The 22,089-nt window shown below is 57.1% G+C and carries 16 protein-coding genes; 11 read left to right on the top strand and 5 right to left on the bottom strand.

The genetic code is table 11. From position 1 onward, the window contains the following. Positions 1 to 64: 64 nt before the first annotated feature. The 4 genes from V9K67_RS03550 to trpS form a co-directional block, all read right to left on the bottom strand. Positions 65 to 2,401 carry a GumC family protein gene (locus tag V9K67_RS03550; RefSeq protein WP_336720148.1) on the bottom strand — a complete coding sequence of 779 codons (2,337 nt, stop codon included), beginning with the start codon at positions 2,399 to 2,401 and terminating at the stop codon, positions 65 to 67. Positions 2,402 to 2,453: 52 nt separating this feature from the next. Beyond that, on the bottom strand, positions 2,454 to 3,206 hold the full coding sequence (locus V9K67_RS03545) for a polysaccharide biosynthesis/export family protein (protein WP_336720146.1): 753 nt from the start codon (positions 3,204 to 3,206) through the stop codon (positions 2,454 to 2,456). Positions 3,207 to 4,467: 1,261 nt separating this feature from the next. Further along, positions 4,468 to 5,094: a deoxynucleoside kinase gene (locus V9K67_RS03540; protein WP_336720144.1), complete on the bottom strand. Its 627-nt coding sequence runs from the start codon at positions 5,092 to 5,094 to the stop codon at positions 4,468 to 4,470. A gap of 99 nt (positions 5,095 to 5,193) precedes the next feature. Beyond that, a complete protein-coding gene (gene trpS / locus V9K67_RS03535) occupies positions 5,194 to 6,195 on the bottom strand; it encodes a tryptophan--tRNA ligase (protein ID WP_336720142.1) in 1,002 nt (333 codons plus the stop codon). Positions 6,196 to 6,248: 53 nt separating this feature from the next. On the opposite strand from trpS, the gene aspS reads away from it, so the two are divergent. The 9 genes from aspS (at position 6,249) to V9K67_RS03490 (ending at position 17,118) form a co-directional block, all read left to right on the top strand. Next, positions 6,249 to 8,090, top strand: a complete 1,842-nt coding sequence (aspS, locus tag V9K67_RS03530; protein ID WP_336720140.1) for an aspartate--tRNA ligase — start codon at positions 6,249 to 6,251, stop codon at positions 8,088 to 8,090. 569 nt (positions 8,091 to 8,659) lie between these two features. After that, a complete protein-coding gene (locus V9K67_RS03525) occupies positions 8,660 to 9,493 on the top strand; it encodes an alpha/beta hydrolase fold domain-containing protein (RefSeq protein WP_336720138.1) in 834 nt (277 codons plus the stop codon). 292 nt (positions 9,494 to 9,785) lie between these two features. After that, positions 9,786 to 11,228 carry a circularly permuted type 2 ATP-grasp protein gene (locus V9K67_RS03520; protein WP_336720136.1) on the top strand — a complete coding sequence of 481 codons (1,443 nt, stop codon included), beginning with the start codon at positions 9,786 to 9,788 and terminating at the stop codon, positions 11,226 to 11,228. 129 nt (positions 11,229 to 11,357) lie between these two features. Further along, complete coding sequence (locus V9K67_RS03515) at positions 11,358 to 12,296, top strand: alpha-E domain-containing protein (RefSeq protein WP_336720135.1); 939 nt, start codon at positions 11,358 to 11,360, stop codon at positions 12,294 to 12,296. Between the two features lie 9 nt (positions 12,297 to 12,305). Beyond that, positions 12,306 to 13,244: a transglutaminase family protein gene (locus tag V9K67_RS03510; protein WP_336720133.1), complete on the top strand. Its 939-nt coding sequence runs from the start codon at positions 12,306 to 12,308 to the stop codon at positions 13,242 to 13,244. Between the two features lie 114 nt (positions 13,245 to 13,358). Next, positions 13,359 to 14,726, top strand: a complete 1,368-nt coding sequence (locus V9K67_RS03505) for a replication-associated recombination protein A (protein ID WP_336720131.1) — start codon at positions 13,359 to 13,361, stop codon at positions 14,724 to 14,726. Positions 14,727 to 14,762: 36 nt separating this feature from the next. Then, complete coding sequence (locus V9K67_RS03500; RefSeq protein WP_336720130.1) at positions 14,763 to 16,109, top strand: M20/M25/M40 family metallo-hydrolase; 1,347 nt, start codon at positions 14,763 to 14,765, stop codon at positions 16,107 to 16,109. Between the two features lie 9 nt (positions 16,110 to 16,118). Further along, positions 16,119 to 16,565, top strand: a complete 447-nt coding sequence (locus V9K67_RS03495) for a GNAT family N-acetyltransferase (RefSeq protein WP_336720128.1) — start codon at positions 16,119 to 16,121, stop codon at positions 16,563 to 16,565. 205 nt (positions 16,566 to 16,770) lie between these two features. Further along, positions 16,771 to 17,118, top strand: coding sequence for a T9SS type A sorting domain-containing protein (locus V9K67_RS03490; protein ID WP_336720127.1), 348 nt, complete (start codon positions 16,771 to 16,773; stop codon positions 17,116 to 17,118). A 136-nt stretch (positions 17,119 to 17,254) separates the two neighbouring features. Here V9K67_RS03490 and uvrA read toward each other — a convergent pair whose 3' ends face one another. Next, a complete protein-coding gene (gene uvrA / locus V9K67_RS03485) occupies positions 17,255 to 20,140 on the bottom strand; it encodes an excinuclease ABC subunit UvrA (protein ID WP_336720125.1) in 2,886 nt (961 codons plus the stop codon). Between the two features lie 291 nt (positions 20,141 to 20,431). Here uvrA and V9K67_RS03480 point away from each other — a divergent pair, with 291 nt between their 5' ends. Beyond that, positions 20,432 to 21,205: a hypothetical protein gene (locus V9K67_RS03480; protein WP_336720123.1), complete on the top strand. Its 774-nt coding sequence runs from the start codon at positions 20,432 to 20,434 to the stop codon at positions 21,203 to 21,205. Positions 21,206 to 21,455: 250 nt separating this feature from the next. Beyond that, on the top strand, positions 21,456 to 21,986 hold the full coding sequence (locus tag V9K67_RS03475) for a hypothetical protein (RefSeq protein ID WP_336720122.1): 531 nt from the start codon (positions 21,456 to 21,458) through the stop codon (positions 21,984 to 21,986). Positions 21,987 to 22,089: the final 103 nt, after the last annotated feature.

The raw sequence follows: 22,089 nt of genomic DNA, 5'->3' as shown, positions 1-22,089 counted from the left end.
CTAATGGGTGAAAGAAACGGGGCCTTCCCCTCAGCCGGCGAAGGCCCCGTTTTCTTCTGGATGCTTAATTTTCAAGCAGCTTGCGGACCTCCTCCTTGCCCGCCGCCTTGTACACGTATTCGTAACCGTAGCCGTAGCCATAGCCGTAGGCGCCCTTGAAGATTCCCCGCGAACGCACGTCGTTGAAGATGATCTGGGGATTTTTCAGCGGTTTCACCTTGCTGTTGTTGTCCATCAGCTGCACGATGGTCTTGGGGGTATAGCCGTGGCGCACGACGAACAGGGTGGTGTCGCACCATTCGGACAGCACGTAGGCGTCCGAAACCGGTCCTACCGGCGAGGAGTCCACGACGATATAGTCGAAGGCGGAGCCCAGCAGGGTCAGCAGGTCTTCCAGCTGGCCGTTGAGCATGGCTTCGCGGGCATTGACCAGCTCACGGCCGGCGCCAATCACAAACAGGTTGAAGTAGCCGGTAGGGCGGGTGATGTCCTCGGGACGGCTGGTGCCGGCCAGGAATTCGGCCACGCCCTCCTGTCCCGACACGCCGAACAGGGCCGATGCCTTGGGATTGCGGATGTCCAGGTCCAGCAGCACCACTTTCTTGCCGGCCAGCGCCAGGCTCATGGCCAGGTTGACGGAGATATAGGTTTTGCCCTCGCCGGGGATGCTGGAGGTCACCAGCAGCTTTTTATAGCCCGCGTCCTTGCCGTACAGGCCGATGGCGGCCCGCAACTGGCGGAACTGTTCGGCCACCAGCGACAGGCGGGAGTTGGCGTTGGCCAGGGTTTCTTTTTTGGCATTGTAGGAGATCTCGCCCACCACCGGCACGGCGGTCATGGATTCGATCTCGCTGCGGAACAGGATGTTCTTGTTCATCAGCTCCTTGGCCGAGATCAGGCCCACGCCCAGGCCGAGGGCCACCACCAGGGCGCCCATGTAGATAAATACTTTTTTGGGACTTACCGGCAGCGCCGAGGTTTCGGCCGCGTCGATGGTCTTGGTATCGGCTACCGAGGAGGAGATGGCCAGCTCGGACTGTTCGCGTTTTTCCAGCAGGAAGTTGTACAGGGTACTCTTGCTGGCCTGCTGACGGCTGATCTCGGCCAGCTCCCGTTCTTTTTCGGGGATAGAGCGCAACAGCGCGTTGAAGGTGCTGCTGTTGGCGGCGAGGTTGTTGCGGCCGGCCTGCAGGTTGCTGCGCTGGTTTTGGAGCTTTTCCATAATATGGGGCTGCATGGCTTCGATCTCCCGGGCCAGGGTAATGGCCATCGGGTTGTTTTCGCCGGTGGTCTTGATCACCTTCTCGTATTCCAGCTTCGAATTATAGAGCTTCTGGGTCAGTTCGGACAGGGCGGGGTCTTCGATGCCCAGGGCCGAAGGCACGATGGCGGCGGAGCTGTCTTTCGAGCGCACGTAGCGTTCCACCTGGTCCAGCACGGCCAGCTGCATGTTCAGGTCCGCCACCTTGCGGTCGTTGATGCCCACGTTTTGCAGGTACAGGCGGCCCTGTTCGCTCAGGTTGACCACATTGTTTTTGGCGCGGTAGTGCTGGATCTGGTTTTCCAGGGAGTCCAGTTCCTGCTGCACCGTGCCCAGGCGTTTTTCCACGAATTCGAGGGTATTGGCCGCCAGGCGGTTCTTATCGTCCACGGACATCTGGTTGTAGTTGGCGATCAGCAGGTTCACGATATCCTCTCCCCTCTTGGGCACTTCGTCTTTCAGCACGATGGTTACGACGGTGGCGAGCTTGTTGGCGGCCCGCACGTCGAGGTTGCCGAGCAGCCCTGCCGCCACGTCCTTGGGATTGAGGAGCCGGAAGAACATCGGGTGCAGGGGGTCCTTTGACTTTTTGAGGTTAGGCGAAAACCGCAATACGCCGTAAGGTGTGGTCACCCACTGGTTCATGGGGTAGGCGGTATCGCCGATCACCACGGCATCGCCCTTGACCCGGAAGAAAATATCCTGGGGCTCCTTGCCCTTGATCCGTTCGGGTTCGCGGGCCTGGATGGTCACCGGGGAGCTGGCGTAGGCGGAGGTCACTTTCAGCTTGCCCTTTTCGAAAATGGGGGCGTACAGGTGCAGCTCGCTCACCACTTCGCGTACCAGCTTGCGGGAGCGGATCACTTCGATCTCGTTTTCCACGATCTTTTTGGCGGCGGGAATTTCCAGGGCTTCCAGCACGTTCGATTCATCCACCCCTTTCTTTTCGTCCTTTACCAGGATCGTGGCGTAGGTTTCGTACAGGGGCGTAGCATACTGCAGGTAGGCCCAGGCGCCTGCGATGCCGATCACGAACAGCACCAGGAACAGGGGCCAGTAGGGCATAAAGCGGAACATGAGCACAGAAATGAAGTTCTGCTCCTTTGTTTCCACTCCTTTCTTCGTATTTTTTACATCCATAGTCTTTCGAGGTTTTGTCGGCTATAACGGTTATTATCGGCTTCTAAAATGGCTACCGGCTCACGCGGTAGAAGATCACGGCGGCTACGGACAGGGCACTCATCACCATAGGCAACCAGATCCGGAGGTTGCTGGAGGAAGAGATCCTGGCCTTGTTCGGTTCCACGTAAACGATATCGTTCGATTTCAGGTAGTAGTAAGGCGAGGTGAACAGTTCCTTGGAGTTGAGGTTCAGGCGGCGCACGATGCGGACGCCTTCCTCTTCGCGGATCACCATCACGTTATTACGCTTGGCGTAGATGGTCATGTCGCCGGCCAGGCCCAGGGCTTCCAGGAGGCTGAGCTTTTCGTCCGGCACGTTGATCACGGTGGGATGGGCCACCTCGCCCAGCACGGTCACTTTAAAGTTGAGGTACCTCACGGTCACCACCGGGTTGGCCAGCAGCTTGCCTTCCGAGAGTTTGGCCGCGATGGTATCGGTGAGTTGTTTTTTGGTAAGGCCGGCTGCCGGGACGCTGCCCAGCAGGGGGAAGTCGATGCGGCCGTCCTGGCCGATAAGGTAGCCGGGGGCCGAAGCTTCCTTGCCCACGGTATTGGGGGTATTGAAGATCTGGGTAGCTACCGGGTTGGGGCTGCTGACGGTAATGCTGAGCAGGTCGTTCTTCTGCAGCACCAGTTCCAGGTTATCCATCTTCCGGGTCATCATCGTGTCGCTGATATTGTCCAGGTAAACGGCTTTCTGGGTGCTGACGCAGGAAGAGCAGATAACGAGTAATAAGACGGCATACATTACCTTAGTAATCATACGTTCGAAATTGGCTTGTAAAAAAATTTGGCTTCATGCATCCCTTCGGTCCGGAAGAGTTTGCTGGTTCATTTTCTAGTGTAGGATTCGAATATTTTCAAGAGAGGAAAGACGAATGCGTGCAATGGGGTACACATGCATGAGGATTTACCTGCCAGCCAGAGTTGATTACCAAAACCACTTGATTTCGTTTGCCCTAAACTGTTAGTCTGGTCGCCCCGCTCCAACGTCACGCCTCCTGCTCCGACAACTGGCTTACCTGCCTGCCCCGCCCCTGGCTTCTTTGCCGTAACGGCAAAGCAGTATTGCCGGGGGGCACCTGCACATGGTAAGCTCAACTGTCTATTACAAGCTCATCCAAATCCCATACCAACTTGAAACTGTAACTGCAGGCCGGAAGTCGGGTGGCCCCACCTGGCCTGGCCTGTCATTTTCTATAAGGAACCGGTTCGAAGAGGGTTTTCCCGTATACTCCTTACACCTGTGTAGTGCCGGGTTACTCCTACCTGCCCGGAGGCAGCGCACACCCTGTTTTGGAAAGAAAAGCAAATCCTGTCGACTTCCGGGAACCGCTGTCCCCGGGTTTCTGCGTGCGGGTGGAGGATCGGGTCACCGGCAGCATCAGCGCCAGATGCCTGGCTATCAACGTCTAATAACGGGTTAACCACTATTTTACTTCGGTTATCCCTCACCTGTGTGCCCATGCGCCGACATCCATCCGGATCGATTATTAAACCGTCCAGCCGATCATATATTGCAATAAAAGTATAATTTTTTTTTCAGCTTTCGGAATTTACGGTAACACACCCTAGGAAAAATACGCAGCAGGCTAAAAAACTTTCCGTAAAAACCACAAAACAAATACGTAGATCAACGGAAGGGCCGGGAAGCGGCAAAATAGGGGAATTGTTTCACCACTTTCCCCACAGCTCATCAATAAAAGAAAATCACCATACGATTTGCTGCCCGGCGGGGGTATGCTACAGGCAGCGGCCGGCGGGGAGGAAGGAAGGGTACTCGTCCCGCTAGGGACGATTGGTGGGTAGCAGCAGTTTCGATCGGAGGATTTCCGTTCCGTTAGGAACGGCTGGTAATTGCAGCCTGCCAGTCGTTCCTAACGGAACGAAAGCTACCAACTAAACCTTTGCTACCCACCAGTTGTGCCTAACGGCACAAAGCAGCCACCGAAGACACGTTAAAGTTTATCCTATACTTCAATGACAATCAATAAAAAACAGCACTTACACAGTCACCGTTCTTCTCAGAACAACCCGTATAACTGCGCATCGATCTTGCTGATGATCTTGCCTAGGTCTTCTTCCTTTTCGGAAAAGCGGTTCTCGTCCACGTTGATGATCAGCAGCGGCCCTTCCACGTAGCCCTCGATCCACTTGTTGTAGTATTCGTTGAGGCGCTTGAGGTAATCGAGGCGGATGTTCTCCTCGTAATCCCTTCCCCGCTTCTGGATCTGGCCGACGAGGGTGGGCACGGACGCCTGCAAGTAAATGAGCAGGTCGGGTGGCTGGATCAGGCTTTTGAGGTTCAGGAAAAAAGAAAAGTAGTTGTCAAAATCACGCTTCGACATCAGGCCCATTTCGTGGAGGTTGGGTGCGAAGATGTGGGCATCCTCGTAGATGGTGCGGTCCTGGATGACGGTGGCCGTGCCGTTGCGGATCTCCAGCAGCTGGCTCAGGCGGCTGTTCAGGAAGTAGATCTGCAGCTGGAAGCTCCAGCGGGGCATGTCCTCGTAAAAATCGTACAGGTAGGGGTTGTGCTCCACGTCTTCAAAATGCGGGATCCACTTATAGTGCTTACTCAGGATCTCGGTCAGGGTGGTTTTTCCCGCCCCGATATTTCCCGCTATGGCTATGTGTTTCGGCTTTTTCATATTCCCTCTCCCCTGCCTGGCCGGCGCCGGGCGCCGGCCAGGCCCTGAAACGGGGGCATTCTGTTTTGATTAAATAATGAATATAGGCTCGTCCGCAAGTTAACGGGTATAGGTCAGCCCCATCATGTCCCGCACGGCTTCGATGGTTTCCCGGGCGCTTTTCTGCGCCTTCTTCGCGCCATCGGAGATCACGTCCTGCAAAAAGTCCCTGTCGTTCTTGATCTGTTCGGCCCGTTCGCGGATGGGCGTAATAAAGGTCACCATGTCCTCGGCCAGCTGCTTTTTCATGTCACCGTAACGGATGCTGGCATGGTTGAAATCCTGGCGGAACTGCTGCACCGTGCCTTCGGGGCTGACAAGGCTCATCAGCTGAAACAGGTTCTGGATGTAGTCGGGCATTTCGGAATTCGGCTCGGTGGGACCGGAATCGGTCTTGGCCTTCATCACCTTTTTGCGGATCAGGGCGTCGTCGTCGGCCAGGTACAGGGTGGCCAGCTGGTTTTCGCTCTTGCTCATTTTGCCGGTTCCGTCCAGGCTGGGCACTTTTACCAGCTCGGCGCCGAAGTTGAAGGCCTGCGGCTCGGGAAACAGTTCGCCGTAGCGGTGGTTGAAGCGCTGGGCGAAGTTGCGGGCCATTTCGAGGTGTTGCTCCTGGTCCTTGCCCACGGGCACGTATTTGGCGCGGTGGATGAGGATGTCGGTGGCCATGAGCACGGGGTAGGTCAGCAGGCCGGCGTTGACGTTTTCGGGCTGCAGGCGCACTTTATCTTTAAAAGTGGTTGTTTTTTCCAGCTCGCCCTTGTAGGCCAGCATGTTCAGCAACAGGTACAGCTCGGGGATCTGGGGCACGCTGCTCTGCACGTACAGGCACACCTTCTGCGGGTCGAGGCCGGCGGCGATGTTTTCGGTCACCACCCGCAGCACGCTTTCGCGCAGCTCCTTGGTATCGGGGTGGGTGGTCAGCGAATGCCAGTCGGCAACGAAAAAGTAGCACTCATAATCTTCCTGCATGCGCACGTAATTGCGCATGGCGCCAAAATAATTTCCCAGGTGCAGAAACCCGGTGGGCCTGATGCCGCTAACAACGATCTCTTTTTTCATAAAGAGGCGAAGATAATCAGTCTTATATTTGCGCCCAATTTACCCTTTCTATTATGTACAGATCGCATACCTGTGGCGAATTAAGGCTTCAGCACAAAGGCGAAAGCGTGACGCTGGCCGGATGGGTGCAAACCGTTCGCAAGTTTGGCTCGATAACTTTTGTTGACCTGCGCGACCGTTACGGCATTACGCAGCTCCTGTTTGGCGAAAGCCTCAATGCCCAGCTCGACGAGGCGCCCCTGGGCCGCGAATACGTGGTGCAGGTGACGGGAACCGTTATTGAACGCAGCAACAAGAACCCCAACCTGCCCACCGGCGAAGTGGAGCTGCAGGTGGAAAGCTTTGCCGTCCTCAATAAATCGGCCGTACCGCCCTTTACCATCCAGGATGATACCGACGGCGGCGACGACCTGCGCATGAAATACCGCTACCTCGACCTGCGCCGCAACGCCGTCAAGCGCAACATCGAGCTGCGCTATGCCGTCAACCGCGCCACCCGCGATTACCTGCACCAGAACGGCTTCATGGACATCGAAACGCCCTTCCTGATCAAGAGCACCCCCGAAGGCGCCCGCGACTTCATCGTGCCCTCGCGCATGAACGCCGGCCAGTTCTATGCCCTGCCGCAGAGCCCTCAGACCTTCAAGCAACTCCTGATGGTCAGCGGCTACGACCGGTACTACCAGATCGTCAAGTGCTTCCGCGACGAGGACCTGCGCGCCGACCGCCAGCCCGAGTTCACCCAGATCGACTGTGAAATGGCCTTCGTGGAACAGGAGGATATTTTGCAAATGTTCGAAGGCCTTATTAAATATATCTTCAAAACCGTCAAGGGCATCGACTACACCGCCACGGTGGAGCGCATGACCTGGGAGGACGCCATGTGGCACTACGGCATCGACAAGCCCGACGTGCGCTTCGGCATGAAGGTGGCCAACCTGAAAGTGCCCGCAACGGTTTACGTGGACAAGCAGGCCGACCTGAAGGCCTCCTCTCCTTTTGCCTCCGGCCCCACCGGCTTTGCCGTTTTCGACGATGTCGAAACCGTCCTGGCCATCGCCGTGCCCGGCGCCGCGGAATACACCCGCAAGCAGATCGACGAGCTGACCGAATGGGTAAAGCGCCCGCAGGTAGGCATGAAAGGCCTGGTCAACATCCGCTGCAATGCCGACGGCTCGTTTAAAAGCAGCGTGGACAAGTTCTTCACTGCCGACCAGCAGAAAGCCATCGCCGCCTACGCCGGCGCCCAGCCGGGCGACCTGGTGCTGATCCTGGCCGGGGCCGAAGAGCGCACCCGCAAGGCCATCTCCGACCTGCGCCTGGAGCTGGGCGAACGCCTGGGCCTGCGCAAGAAGGATGAGTTCCGCCTGCTGTGGGTACTCGACTTCCCGCTGTTCGAGTATGCCGAAGAGGAAAACCGCTGGGTAGCCCGCCACCACCCCTTCACCTCGCCCAAGCCCTCGCAGATCAGCGAAATGATCCACAACAACCCGGTAATCGAAAACGCGGCCGAATACCTGAAACATCCCTATGCCAACATCAAGGCCAACGCCTACGACATGGTGCTGAACGGCAACGAGATCGGCGGCGGCTCCATCCGGATCTTCCAGCGCGAGCTGCAGGAAAAGATGTTTGCGGCCCTGGGCATGAGCGACGAGGAAGCCCGCCACAAGTTCGGCTTCCTGCTCGGCGCCTTCGAATACGGTGCGCCCCCGCACGGCGGCATCGCCTTCGGCTTCGACCGCCTCTGCGCCCTGCTGGGCGGCAGCGAAAGCATCCGCGACTTTATTGCCTTCCCCAAGAACAACAGCGGCCGCGACGTGATGCTGGACGCCCCCTCCGAAGTGGACGAAAAGCAACTGGTGGAACTGAGCATCAAACGCGACCTGAAATAAGCGCCTTTCCGAAATAAGAAACTACAAAAGTCTTGAAGGCTTTTGTAGTTTACCTGAAAACGGCCTGCCCCCTTCCGGGAGCAGGCCGTTTTCTTTTTGCACCCGCCCGACAGGATTTATACTGCTTTGATTATAGTGGGCCGGGACGGGCAGAAGCCCGCAGGGCTTCACTGTGAATAGCCCCGGGTGCAACCCGGGGTCAGCAGTAGTACGCCACCTCAACCCCGGATGGGGTTAACTGTGGGACCCACAGCTAGCGGGTAGTTCGGGATTAGGAAGGTTGTCCGGATAATCCTCCGGCGTTGAAAGTTCTTGTCAATCGAACAGGACACAATCAACCCCATTGGAGTTGTGGTTGTGAACTACTGCTGACCCCGGGTTTCACCCGGGGCTATTCACGGTGAAGCCGTGCGGGCTTCTGCCCGTCCCGGCCCATCCACATGAAAACGGGATTACCTGTTGTTTATTAACACTTTATACTCGCACTTTAAGCGCTCCTTTGCTTTTGCCGGCACAGCTATTGCCCACCTTGGTTATTCATGAAAATCTTTTATTTCCTACTAATAACCATGTCCCTTTTCACTTCCTGTCACAGCAATACCAGCCTGGCACAGCCCGCTACCAGTACCCCCACCCTTTCCGAAGAAACGCAACTCAATATTTCCTATGGCCCGGACTCCCTGCAGCGCATGGACGTCTACCTGCCGGCCGGCCGTTCGGCCGCTACGACCGCATCCCTCGTGCTGATCCATGGCGGCGGCTGGAATTCCGGCTCCAAATCGGACTTTGCCTCCTATATCGATTCGTTTCGCCACCGCCTGCCCGACTACGCCATTTTTAACCTCGACTACCGCCTGGTTTCGAACCAGCACCTGTTTCCCACCCAGGAACAGGACGTGAAGGCCGCCCTCGACTTTATCAGTGCGCAATCGGCAGCTTTCGGCATCAACAAGCACCGGGTGGCGCTGCTGGGCGCTTCGGCAGGGGCGCACCTGGCCCTGTTGCAAGCCTACAAGTATTCCGAGCCGCGGGTAAAAGCGGTCATCGACTTTTTCGGCCCTACCGACCTGACCGAGATGTACCAGCGTCCCTGGCACCACATGATCCCCTACCTGCTGCAAACGCTAACGGGTACTACCCCGGCGGCACAGGCCGAGGTGTACCGGCAATCGAGCCCTGCGCATTTTGTCACCGCCGGCAGCGCCCCTACACTGATCCTGCACGGCAGCAGCGACCCGATCGTTTCGCTGTCGCAATCACAACTGCTGCAAAAAAGGCTGCAAAAGGCCGGCGTTCCCCACGAACTGGTGGTGTATCCCAATGAACGGCATGGCTGGCGGGGCGCCACCCTGCACCATTCCTTTGACCGGATCGAAGGTTTTTTGAAAACCCACCTGCCGTAAGAGCAGGTATATAAAAAATTAATGAAGGCATGCTTCCGGGCATGCCTTTTCTTTTATACATTTCTACGATCGGATCCGGGCCCCAGGAAAACCGGCACCCAAAACAAATTACAAAATTTTCAATGTAATATTTTTAATGACACAAGCCATGTTTTAAAGACTTTTTTACTGAACTAAATAATATTTTCATCAGCCATCATCAATATTAGCCCCTTTTTCCTTAATTTAGCACAAATGAATCGAAGTCACGGATCATCCTCCGTGCTTCTATTTTTAACCCATATCCCTGTCCATGATTACAGAAAACATACTGAGCCGGTACCATTGCCCTCCCGGCATCTGGGATGAAATGTGCGACAACGACCAGATCCGCGACCACTACCGCAACGTTTACCAGGCCCTGCAGCAACTGGAAGTGCCCGACCTGCTGAAAAAGGAGAAAATGGCAGGGGAACTGTTTATGAGCCAGGGCATCACCTTTACCGTCTATAACGAAAACGCCGGCATCGAACGCATCTTTCCCTTCGACATCATTCCCCGCATCCTCACCGGTGCCGAATGGGACCGGATCGAACAGGGCATCAAGCAGCGCCTGAAAGCCCTGAACCTTTTCCTGAAAGACATTTATTCCGAGCAGCAGATCCTGAAGGACAACATCATCCCGGCACAGCTCATCGCCTCCTGCCCTTCCTTTACCCGCGAAGTGTTCGGCATCAAGGTACCCTACGATATTTATGTGCACATTTCGGGCATCGACCTGATCCGCGGCCACGACGGCCAGTTCTATGTACTGGAAGACAACCTGCGCACGCCCTCCGGCGTGTCGTACATGCTCGAGAACCGCCAGGTGACCAAGCGCATCTTCCCCGACATGCTGTCGAACAACCTCGTCCGCCGCGTCAACGAATACCCCCTGCTGCTGAACCAGATCCTGCTGTCGCTGGCCGCCCAGATCTCCAATCCAAGGGTGGTGCTGCTGACCCCGGGCATCTTCAACTCGGCTTATTACGAACATACCTTCCTGGCCCGCCAGATGGGCATTACCCTGGTGGAAGGCCGCGACCTGGTGGTGGACCAGCACAAGGTGTACATGAAGACCACCAAGGGCCTCGAACAGGTACACGTGATCTACCGCCGCATCGACGACGAATACCTCGACCCGCTGATCTTCAACCCCAACAGCGTGCTGGGCGTGCCGGGCCTGCTGAGCGCCTACCGCAAGGGCAACGTCGCCATCGTCAACGCCCTGGGCAACGGCGTGGCCGACGACAAGGCCGTTTACGCTTACGTACCCGACATGATAAGGTATTACCTGAACGAAGAACCGATCTTACCCAACGTGCCCACCTACCAGCTGAGCGACCCCGAAGCCCGCAAGTACGTCTTCGACAACATCGGTAACATGGTGGTCAAACGCACCGACCAGTCGGGCGGCTACGGCATGATCATGGGCAACAACGTCAGCGACGAGGAGTGGCAGCGCGCCAAAAAAGCCATCGAGGAAAGCCCCCGCAGCTTTATCGCCCAACCCATCATCAAGCTGTCCACCGTTCCCTGCTTTATCGACGGCTGCTTCCAGCCCCGGCACGTGGACCTGCGCCCCTACGCCCTCTGCGGCCCCGACGGCATCCAGATCGTTCCCGGCGGCCTTACCCGCGTAGCGCTGAAGGAAGGCTCCCTGGTGGTGAACTCCTCCCAGGGCGGCGGCAGCAAAGACACCTGGATTATCGACTGAGGATGAGTTTACCCGTTTACTTGTTTACAAGTTAACGAGTTGCCGGCGCCTGATTGTCCTTTCTCACTGGAACCATACTACCCAAACGAAAACAATATACCTGTGTTATTAAGAACGAATTCCTCTTCCATGTTAAGCCGAATCGCCGACTCCTTATTCTGGCTCAGCCGGTACATGGAGCGGGCCGACGGCTTGCTGCGCTTAACCTCCACCCATTATATTTTTTCGCTGGACAAGGACCTGAACGGGTACCTGAGCTGGAAACCCGTGCTCGAGCTGTTTTCCGCCGCCGGCGAACACGACATGCCCGCCCTGGAAAAAGATACCGAGGGCGTTCTGCGGCGCCTGCTGATCGACCACACCAACGCCAACTCGCTGAAAATGGTCGTGCACCGGGCACGCGAAAACGCCCGGGGCGTACAGGACCACATTACCATGGAGGTGTGGCGCGAAGTGAACCAGATGTACCATACCATCAACCAGCCCTCCCTGCAGTCGCGCCTCAACACCTTCGACGCCATGGAGGTGATGGAGGTGTTTACCCGCCACTGCCTGGTGTTTGCGGGGGTCACCAGCACCACCATGCCCCGCGGTACCGGCTGGGACTTCATGAACCTGGGAAAATACCTGGAACGCAGCCTGCAAACCATCGCCTTCCTGCAAAACCAGCTGAAGCTGGTACGCAGCGGCGGGGCCGAACCCAACGACATCCTGCACTGGCGCTACCTGCTGCTGTCCCTCTCGGGCTACGAGCTGCACCTGAAATCGTACCAGAACTCGCAGCATACCTTTAACGTGATGCACCAGGTAGTGCTGAACGAAAGCTTTTCCCGTTCCATCATGTATTCGCTCCACCACACCGCCGAATTCCTGCACCGCGTTACCAACAAGGAGGACGGCGACGGCGCCCACCTGCTTCGCTGCTTCGGCAGGCTGCACAGCAAGGTCACCTACATGGACCTCAAAGTGCTGACCGAGCAGGGCCTGGAAGATTTCCTGGAAGAACTGACCCGGGATTTACAGCAATTCAATACCTTGCTGGGGCAATACTTTTTCTCCTACTCTTAAGAAACGGGCATGGCTATATACAAGATCCATCATATCACGAAATACGAATACGACCGACCCATCAAAGAAAGCATCAATGAAATAAAAATCTTCCCGTTTCAGTGCGACTTCCAGGAAGTATTGCAGCACGACGTTTTTATCACCGGCTTCCCCGGCGTCCAGACTTTTACCGACTACTGGGGTAATAAAACCGGCTCCTTCAACCTGCTGCCGCCGCATACCGAGCTGGTGATCGACAGCCGGCTGCTGGTACGCACCACGGCTTCTTCCCAACTGGCCTTCAGCTTCCATACCGGCTTCGACGAGCTGGCACGGGAGGTGAACGGCCTTTTGCCGATGCTGGAACTCTCCACCCCCGACAAAATAAAGGCGCAGGACGAGATCAATAAGATCATCGAAACCATCAACGAGCCCGGAAAGGGCGTGGCGGCGATCGTGGAGCGCTGCTGCGAATACATCTACAAAAACTTCAAGTACCTGAAGGGCATCACCAACATCGAAACCACCATCGACGAGATCCTCGACCACCAGTCGGGCGTGTGCCAGGACTTTGCCCACCTGATGCTGCAGATCCTGCGGACCATGAACATTCCCAGCCGCTATGTCAGCGGCTATATCTGTCCCAACAAGAACGGCATGCGGGGCGAAGGCGCCACCCACGCCTGGGTGGAAGCCTGGATCCCCCAGTACGGCTGGGCCGGCATCGACCCCACCAACAACATCTGGGTCACCAACCGCCACATCAAGCTGGCCGTAGGCCGCCATTTCGTGGACTGCACCCCCGTCAAGGGCACCTTCAAGGGACCGGCCCACCAGCGCCTGTCGGTCTACGTCTCCATCGGCTACGAGGACGGCCACATCTTTGAAGACGTCACCAACGTGGACATGGAAATGACCGACGCCCCTCCCCCGCTCCCCGCTTTCGACGACCAACAACAACAGCAATAGGGTATTAGGAATTGGTTAATTGGTTAATTGGGAATTGGGAAGGAACCGAACTAGGAACATAGGAACTCAGGAACTAACGCGTAAACGCGTAAACTTTTTTCCTACTTTTCAGGTGTGAATGCAACTCCATTAGCCGAACGGCTGCGGCCACGTGCCTTAGACGACCTGACCGGCCAGCAGCACCTTACCGGGAAGGGCAGCATCCTGCGAACCGCCATCGAACAGGGCCGGATCCCCTCCATGATCCTGTGGGGACCGCCCGGCACCGGCAAAACCACTATTGCGCATATCATTGCCAATACCCTGCATGCCCCCTTCTTTACCCTCAGCGCCATCAGCGCGGGGGTGAAGGAAGTCCGCGAAGTGATCCAGCAGGCCCAGCGCACTACCGGCACCATCTTATTTATCGACGAGATCCACCGCTTCAACAAAGGCCAGCAGGATGCCCTGCTGGGCGCCGTGGAAAAAGGCACCGTCACTCTTATCGGTGCCACCACCGAAAACCCTTCCTTTGAAGTGAACAGCGCCTTGCTCAGCCGCTGCCAGGTATACGTACTGAAGGCCCTGACCGAAGAAGACATGGAGGGACTGCTGCAAAAAGCCATCCGGCAGGACGCCTGGCTGCGCTCGAAGAACGTGCAGCTCCAGGAAACCAAGGCCCTCCTCACCCTGTCGGGCGGCGACGGCCGCAAGCTCCTCAACCTGCTGGAACTGGTGGTTTCCATCCTGTCGCCCGGCGGAGCCGAAGCCGTCCCCGGCCCCAGCCCGGCCCCCCAGGCCGGCACCCTCTTCAGCGCGCCGCCGGCCAGCCCCGAAGCTCCCTCCCTTGAGGAGGCAGGAGAGCCTGTTGTGGTCACCGATGCCCGCGTGCTGGAGATCGCCCAGCAGCGCATTGCCATGTACGACAAAAGCGGCGAACAGCATTACGACATCATTTCGGCTTTTATCAAGTCCATGCGCGGCAGCGACCCCAATGGCGCCATCTACTGGCTGGCGCGGATGGTGGAGGGCGGCGAGGACGTCAAGTTCATTGCCCGCCGCATGGTAATCTTCGCCAGCGAGGACATCAGCAATGCCAACCCCAACGCCCTGCTGCTGGCCAACGCCACCTTCGACGCGGTGAACAAGATCGGCTACCCCGAGGCCCGCATCATCCTGGCGCAATGCGCCACCTACCTGGCTTCCTCGCCCAAAAGCAACGCCTCCTACGTGGCCATCGGCGAAGCCCTGGCCGCCGTGGCCCGCTACGGCGACCTGCCGGTGCCGCTGCACATCCGCAACGCCCCCACCGGCCTGATGAAAAAGCTGGACTACGGCAAGAACTACAAATATGCCCACGACTTCGAAGGCAATTTCACCGAGCAGGAATTTCTACCCGCGCCCCTTGCCGGCACGAAGTTTTACGACCCGGGAAAAAATGCCCGCGAGGAGGAGCTGCGCCGGTACCTGCGCAACCTCTGGAAGGATAAGTACGATTATTGATCACAGTTGCCACGCATCTGACTTAAAATGGCGATCATGAAAAAGCTTTTGCTCCTTGTTCTGTCCGTTAGCACCCTTTCCTCCCGCGCCCAGGTGCTGGTCCAACGCGACCCCCAGATCGAAGGCATGGTACAGGAGGTATCGGCCGATTCGCTGCGCGCCTACGTGCAGGCCCTTGTGGGCTTCGGTACCCGCAATACCCTGAGCACCCAGGTGGACCCGCGCCGGGGCATCGGCGCCGCCCGCCTGTGGGTGCAGCAGCAGTTCCAGCGCTTTGCGCGGCAGTCGAACGGGCGCCTGACCGCCCTTATGGACAGTACCCGATACCTGCCCGACGGCAAGCGGGTGGATACACCCATCAACCTGGGCAACGTGGTCGCCACCCTCCGGGGCACCGATGGGGCCGACAACCGCATTTTTATCATCAGCGCGCACCTCGATAACATGCGCACCAGCGTCATGGACCGTACGGGCGATGCCCCCGGCGCCAACGACGACGCCAGCGGCGTGGCCGCCCTGCTGGAATGCGCCCGGATCATGAGCCGGCACGCCTTTTCGGCCACCGTGCAGTTCGTAGCCTTCAGCGGCGAGGAGCAGGGCCTGCTGGGCGCCACCTATATGGCCGGTAAGGCCCGCAAAGAGGGCCGCCCCATCGAAGCCGTGTTGAACAACGACATCATCGGCAGCAACAACAGCAACGAAACCAACATCATCAACAATACCCAGGTGCGCGTCTTCAGCGAAGGCCTGCCGCTCTACGAGCTCGAGAAAGCCGCCCGCTCCATCCGGCAGCTGGGCACCGAAAACGACGGCAAGGCCCGCCAGCTGGCCCGCTACGTGAAGGAAACCGGCGAACGCTACGTGGACAACCTGCAGGTGGTGCTGGTCTACCGCAACGACCGCTTCCTGCGCGGCGGCGACCATTCGCCCTTCGTGGAGAACGGCTTTGCCGCCGTACGCCTGACCGAGATGAACGAGAACTTCCACCACCAGCACCAGGACGTTCGCCAGGAAGGCGGCATCCAGTACGGCGACCTGCCCCAGTTCATGGACTTCGAATACCTGCGCAAGAATACCGCCCTGAACCTGGCCACCCTGTCCAACCTGGCCAAGGCCCCGGCAGTGCCCGCGGAGGTGCAGATCGAGGTAAAAACCTTGAGCAACGCCACCTCCCTGCGCTGGAAAGCGCCCGCAGCCGGAAAAGTAAAAGGATATTACGTGCTGCTGCGGGAAACCACCTCGCCGGTCTGGCAGAAAAAGTTCTATACCCCGCAGAACGCTCTTACCCTTCCCTATTCCAAGGACAATTACTTCTTTGCGGTGCAATCGGTGAACGAAAGCGGCAATGAAAGCCTGCCCGTTATTCCGGCCGTGGCCCGTTAACTTTGCGCCATGCAGATCCACTGGCAACTGAAGCGATTCGACGAACTGAACCCCCACGAGCTGTACGCCCTGCTGCAATTGCGCAGCGAGGTGTTCGTGGTGGAACAACACTGCGTATACCTCGATGCCGATGGCAAGGACCCCCACTGCTACCATTTACTGGGCGCCCTGGAAGGTAAGCTGGGGGCTTATTGCCGGATCCTTCCGCCCGGCGTCAGCTATCCCGAGGCCTCCATCGGGCGGGTGGTGTCGTCGCCTTCGTTCCGTGGCCGGGGCCTGGGCGCCAAACTGCTGCAGCAGGCGCTGGACCGCCTTGGCGAGCTGTTCGGCAGCGTGCCGGTCACCATCGGCGCCCAGCTGTACCTGCAAAAATTCTACGAAGGCTTCGGCTTCCGCCGCACCAGCGAAGTGTACCTGGAGGACGGCATCGAGCACATTTACATGCGCCGTCCCTGAGGGGAAAGGGTTCGGAACCCTGGTAACGGCTTTTCGCGCGCCAACGACCTCCCAGGGTTCCGAACCCTACCAGCTCCTAAGAATATTGCTTACTGCCCCAAAAAGAGTAAAAGCCCTCTATGTCTCCTGGATTTCCTTTGCTATCTTTAAGCTATCTATCCGGAATTCCTGAAGAAAACCTGTAAAACCACTAACTACACTTGTCATGAAAAAGCTCTTTACTTCCCTGCTGTTGGCGGCCCTCCTGGGCGCCACTTCGCTGCCGGCAACGGCCGCCTCCCTGCTGCCCACCCCTTCCGCAACCATAGCGCCGGCAAAAGCCCGGATAAAGATCATCCCCGGCACCCTGGCCAAGGGCACGCTGACCGTGCTCACCCACGGAAAAAAATTGCTGTTCTTTTACGTGTTCGACCTCGATGGCAGGCTGGTACACCATTCCCTGCTGAAAGGCAAACAAAAAAAGACCATCACCGGCCTGCCCAAAGGGCTGTATACCTACGATGTTTTTGAAAACAACGAAAGCATCGAACAGGGCAGGATTGCCATTAAATAGTTTGCGGGTTTACAAGTTTACGCGTTCGTTGTTTGCTTGTTTGTTTGTCTGGTTACCATAAAAAGTCAGGGCGTTGCCGGTTCTCCGGTAACGCCCTGATCGTATCGTTTAGGGCCTGCGCCCTCATTTAAAATCCCTATTTCTTCGCCGGCTTCAATTCGTCTTTCAAAAACTTGCCGGTATGGCTTTTCTTCACCTTCAGCAGGCCTTCGGGCGTGCCTTCGAATAAGATCTCGCCGCCGCCGGCGCCACCTTCAGGACCCAGGTCGATGACGTGGTCGGCCACCTTGATCACATCGAGGTTGTGCTCGATCACCAGCACGGTGTTGCCGCGGTCCACCAGCTTGTTCAGCACCTCCAGGAGGTGGTGGATGTCTTCAAAGTGCAGGCCGGTGGTGGGCTCGTCCAGGATATAGAACGTTTTACCGGTATCCTTCTTCGCCAGCTCGGTGGCCAGCTTCACCCGCTGGGCCTCCCCCCCGCTCAGGGTCACGGCCGACTGTCCCAGGGTGATATAGCCCAGGCCTACATCCTCCAGCACCTTGATCTTGCGGTACAGGAAGGGCACGCTCTGGAAGAATTCCACCGCTTCCTCCACCGTCAGGTCCAGCACGTCGGAAATGGACTTGCCCTTGTAGCGGATCTCCAGGGTTTCGCGGTTGTAGCGCTTGCCGTTGCATTTCTCGCAGTGCACGTACACGTCGGGCAGGAAGTTCATTTCGATGGTGCGCATGCCGCTGCCTTCGCAGACCTCGCAGCGCCCGCTTTTGACGTTGAACGAAAAGCGGCCGGCATTGTAGCCCCGGATCTTGGCTTCGGGCAGCGAGGCGAACAGGGTGCGGATCTCGGTAAAGAAGCCGCAATACGTGGCCGGGTTGCTGCGGGGCGTACGGCCGATGGGCGACTGGTCGATCTCGATCACCTTGTCCACGTGCTCCAGGCCGCTGATGGACGCGTACGGCATGGGCGACACCCGCGAGCCGTAGGCGTGCTGCGACAGCAGGGGGTAAAGCGTGTCGGTGATCAGGGTGGACTTGCCGCTGCCGCTGACGCCGGTCACCACGATGAACTTGGCCAGCGGGAACACGCCGTCCACGTTTTTGAGGTTGTGGCCGGTAGCGCCGTGCAGCTTGATGAATTTGCCGTTGCCCGGCCGGCGCTCCTTGGGTACTGCTATCTCCCGCTCGCCATTGAGGAAGGAGGCGGTAAGGGTATTGCTCCGGAGCACCTCGGCGGGGGTGCCCTGTGCCATGATCCGGCCGCCGTGGTAGCCGGCCTTGGGCCCTACGTCCACCAGGTGGTCGGCGGCCAGCATAATGTCTTTGTCGTGCTCCACCACCAGCACGCTGTTGCCGATATCGCGCAGGTTCTGCAGCGCCTTGATCAGGCGGTGGTTGTCGCGCTGGTGCAGGCCGATGGAAGGCTCGTCGAGGATGTAGGTGATGCCCTGCAGCTGCGAGCCGATCTGGGTGGCCAGGCGGATGCGCTGCGATTCGCCGCCGCTGAGGGTGCGGGTGGCCCGGTTCAGCGACAGGTAGGTCAGGCCCACGTCGAGCAGGAACTGCAGGCGTTCGCGGATTTCTTTGATGATCTCGCGGGCAATGACCTTTTGCTTTTCGCTCAGGCGCTTTTCGATGCCGGTAAACCATTTCATCAGCTGCACCAGGTCGAGCTCACTGAGCTCCGAAATATTTTTTTCATCCACCTTGAACCACAGGCTTTCCTTCTTCAGGCGGGTGCCGGAGCAGGTCGGGCAGGTGCTCAGCTCCATAAAGCCTTCGGCCCAGCGCTGGATGGCTTCGCTGGTGCTGGAGGCAAACCAGCGCTTCACCAGGGTGACCACCCCTTCAAACTCGCCATTGACGGGTTCGGTAATCTGCTCGTCGTCGAACTGCAGTTCGGCGCCCGTGGCTTCTTCGGTGCCGTAGAGCAGCAGGTTCATGACCTTTTCGGGCAGGTCGCGGATCGGCTTATCGAGCTTGAACTTATGGCGGCGCGACAGGGTTTGCACCTGGCGGAAGATGTGGGCGTCGCGTTCGGCGCCCAGGGGGGCGATGGCGCCCTCGTTGATGCTGAGGCTATCGTCGGGGATGACAGCCTCCATGCTGATGCTGTACACCTGGCCGAGGCCCTTGCAGACCGGGCAGGCGCCGTAGGGCGAGTTAAAGGAAAACGAGTTGGGCGAGGGCTCTTCATAGGAAATGCCCGTCGTTTCGCACATCAGCTGGCGGCTGTAAGAAGCCTCCCCTGTTTTGCCGGCGGCATCCTCGTGCATCACGAACATCAGGTCTTTGCCCAGCTTCAGGGCCTGCTGCACGCTCTGGCTGATGCGGGTACGCATGTCCTTGGCCACCTTCAGGCGGTCCACCACCAGCTCGATGTCGTGGATCTTGTAGCGGTCCACCTGCATCTTGGGCGCCAGGTCCTTGATCTCCCCGTCCACGCGTACTTTCAAAAAGCCTTTTTTGCGCACTTCTTCAAACAGCTCGCGGTAGTGGCCCTTGCGCCCGCGCACCAGGGGGGCCAGGATGCTGAGCTTTTTGCCGTCGAAGCGCTGGAAGATGTTCTGGACGATCTCGTCCTCGCTCCATTTCACCATCTTTTTGCCGGTATTGTACGAATAGGCCTCGCTGGCGCGGGCAAACAGCAGGCGCAGGAAGTCGTACACCTCGGTGACGGTACCCACCGTAGAGCGGGGGTTTTTGTTGGTGGTCTTCTGCTCGATGGAGATCACCGGCGAAAGGCCCGTGATCTGGTCCACGTCGGGCCGTTCCATCTCGCCCATGAACTGGCGGGCATAGGCACCGAAGGTTTCCATGTAGCGGCGCTGACCTTCGGCATAAATGGTATCAAAGGCCAGGGACGACTTGCCGCTGCCGCTGATGCCGGTAATGACCACCAGCTTATTTTTCGGAATGGATATATCAATATTTTTTAAATTATGCTCACGGGCGCCTAACACCTCTATAACCTCTTCAGGAGCAACCGGTTCCGCTCCATTTTTCAAATCTTTTTTTTCCATGTATTTTCCTCAAAATCTGAGGGTGCAAAGGTAGGTTCCAAAGTTCACAAGTTCACGCGTTCACAGGCCCTGCTGCCGCCGCCGACGTATTAATTAACAAGAAGGAAAGAAAAGGGGCGGCCGAGGGCTGCCGGACAGGGGTAAAATGCTGTTTTCCAACGAACTCGTAAACCCCCAAACCTGTAAACCCGCAAACTTCTGAAACGCAGACTTTCACCACTGAAACGGTTTTTGGCACAATATTGTGTAATAAGGGGCAAAAGCAATTTCTTCACAAAATAATTTGAATGTATGAAACCTACCATCTTGTTAGCCGCTGCTGCAATGGCATTCAGCGTATCGGTTAATGCCCAGTCTACCGTGGATTCCATCCGGGCCAAGTACCAGCTGCAACAAATGCCGGCACCCTTAACTATGGAAAAAACCTTCCCGGCCATTGGTACGTTCCAGGTGAGCAACACCGGCAATGCCGATGAAGCGGCCAGCACCGTGACCATCACCCTGGATTCGGTGAACAAGGGCATGATCTGGATCAGCGGCCTGCCCCAGGGCACCATCAAAGGCTACCTGAAAAGATCGCCTTCCACCTACCGCATCCTCACCCAGAAAACAGAATCCGGCAAACAGATCCCTGAAGGCACCCTGATCTTTGACGAAGCGACCAACACCCTGAACATCGCGCTGGGCCTGCCCTTCAACGATGCCAACCCCGCTTCCGTATTCACCATGAGCAGCATCAGCAACAATGCCGCCCAGGACACCAAGATCAAGGACGACGTAACCAACACCAAGGTGAAATACGACAAAGGCGAGAAGGAGCTGAAAATAAAGAATAAGAATACCGGTACCAAGATCAAGACCAAGCTGGTCGTGTACACCGGATCGAAAAATATTCCTGTGGACCAACAGATGAACACGCAACAGGACAGCACCAACCAGCAGCAAAATGTGCAGCCTGGTCAGCAGCCGTTCAATCCCCAGGATCCTACCAGTCCGCAACAACCTACCAACCCTCAACAGCCCCAACAGCCGCAGCAGCCGCAACAACCGGCCCCGCAGCAGTAAGGAGCGATGGGTTGAATTCGCTTAGTTCTCATTTTCATTTGCATACAAGGGCAGGGACTGCATTCGTGCAGTCCCTATTTTTTTAGGCATAGGTCAAGGGTCATTGGTCATTGGTTAATAGCCGCTTGCAACTGCAGGGCAGAACAAAAAAAGTCAGCTTCGCTCCTAAACCCCACTACAGCTATCTGGTCATAGAATCTTAATACTATGAATCAAGCGTTGGATTAGTATATTAGTAAAAATCTTTTTTATGCTCCATGCGCCAACAGATGACACGAGGATATGGGACAAGATCTGGGTGAGTGAAAAAGTAAAATGGGAACAATGCCGGCTGCAGTACGAAAAAGATAAGAATACCGCCTTCGTGGCCTGGTTCGAAGAAACGTACGAAAAGCTGACGATCGCTTTTTCGTTTTACGGGCTGCCGGTAGAAAATGTTTTCCTTACCCGCCAGGCGCCCCACCACCCGATGCAAAACCGGCCGCTGGTCTTTGCCGAACACTATCCGCTGCGTGCCCGCGAACTGGAGTTCCTGCAGCAGTTTGACCTTCGGGAAGCCCTGTTCTTTTCTTCCCTGGATGAGCCGCTGCTGAAACATTTCGGAAGCGACAAAATCGCCGGCACCATCAAACAATTAGGCACAACCGAAGAAGAATGCCTCGAAGGAGAAACCGTAAGCCATTACCTGCAACACATTCAGGACAAAATTGCAGCTCAGGTAACGGTGGAGCTTAAGGCAGTTTCTGCGGCCGACTGGCTCATGAAAAATCTCACGGCCTGACCCGCAGGATGGCAGACCTTAACGGCCTGCAACGCATAAAGATGACAAAAATTGCAAATCGCAACGCAACCCTTAAGAATTTATCCACGTCCAACAACATGGT

Origin of the sequence: Huijunlia imazamoxiresistens, assembly GCF_037132455.1 — a bacterium.
Classification (GTDB): Bacteria; Bacteroidota; Bacteroidia; order Chitinophagales; family Chitinophagaceae; genus Flavisolibacter; species Flavisolibacter imazamoxiresistens.
Note: the sequence above shows the minus strand (reverse complement) of the source record. Positions and strands in the feature narration are given on the sequence as shown.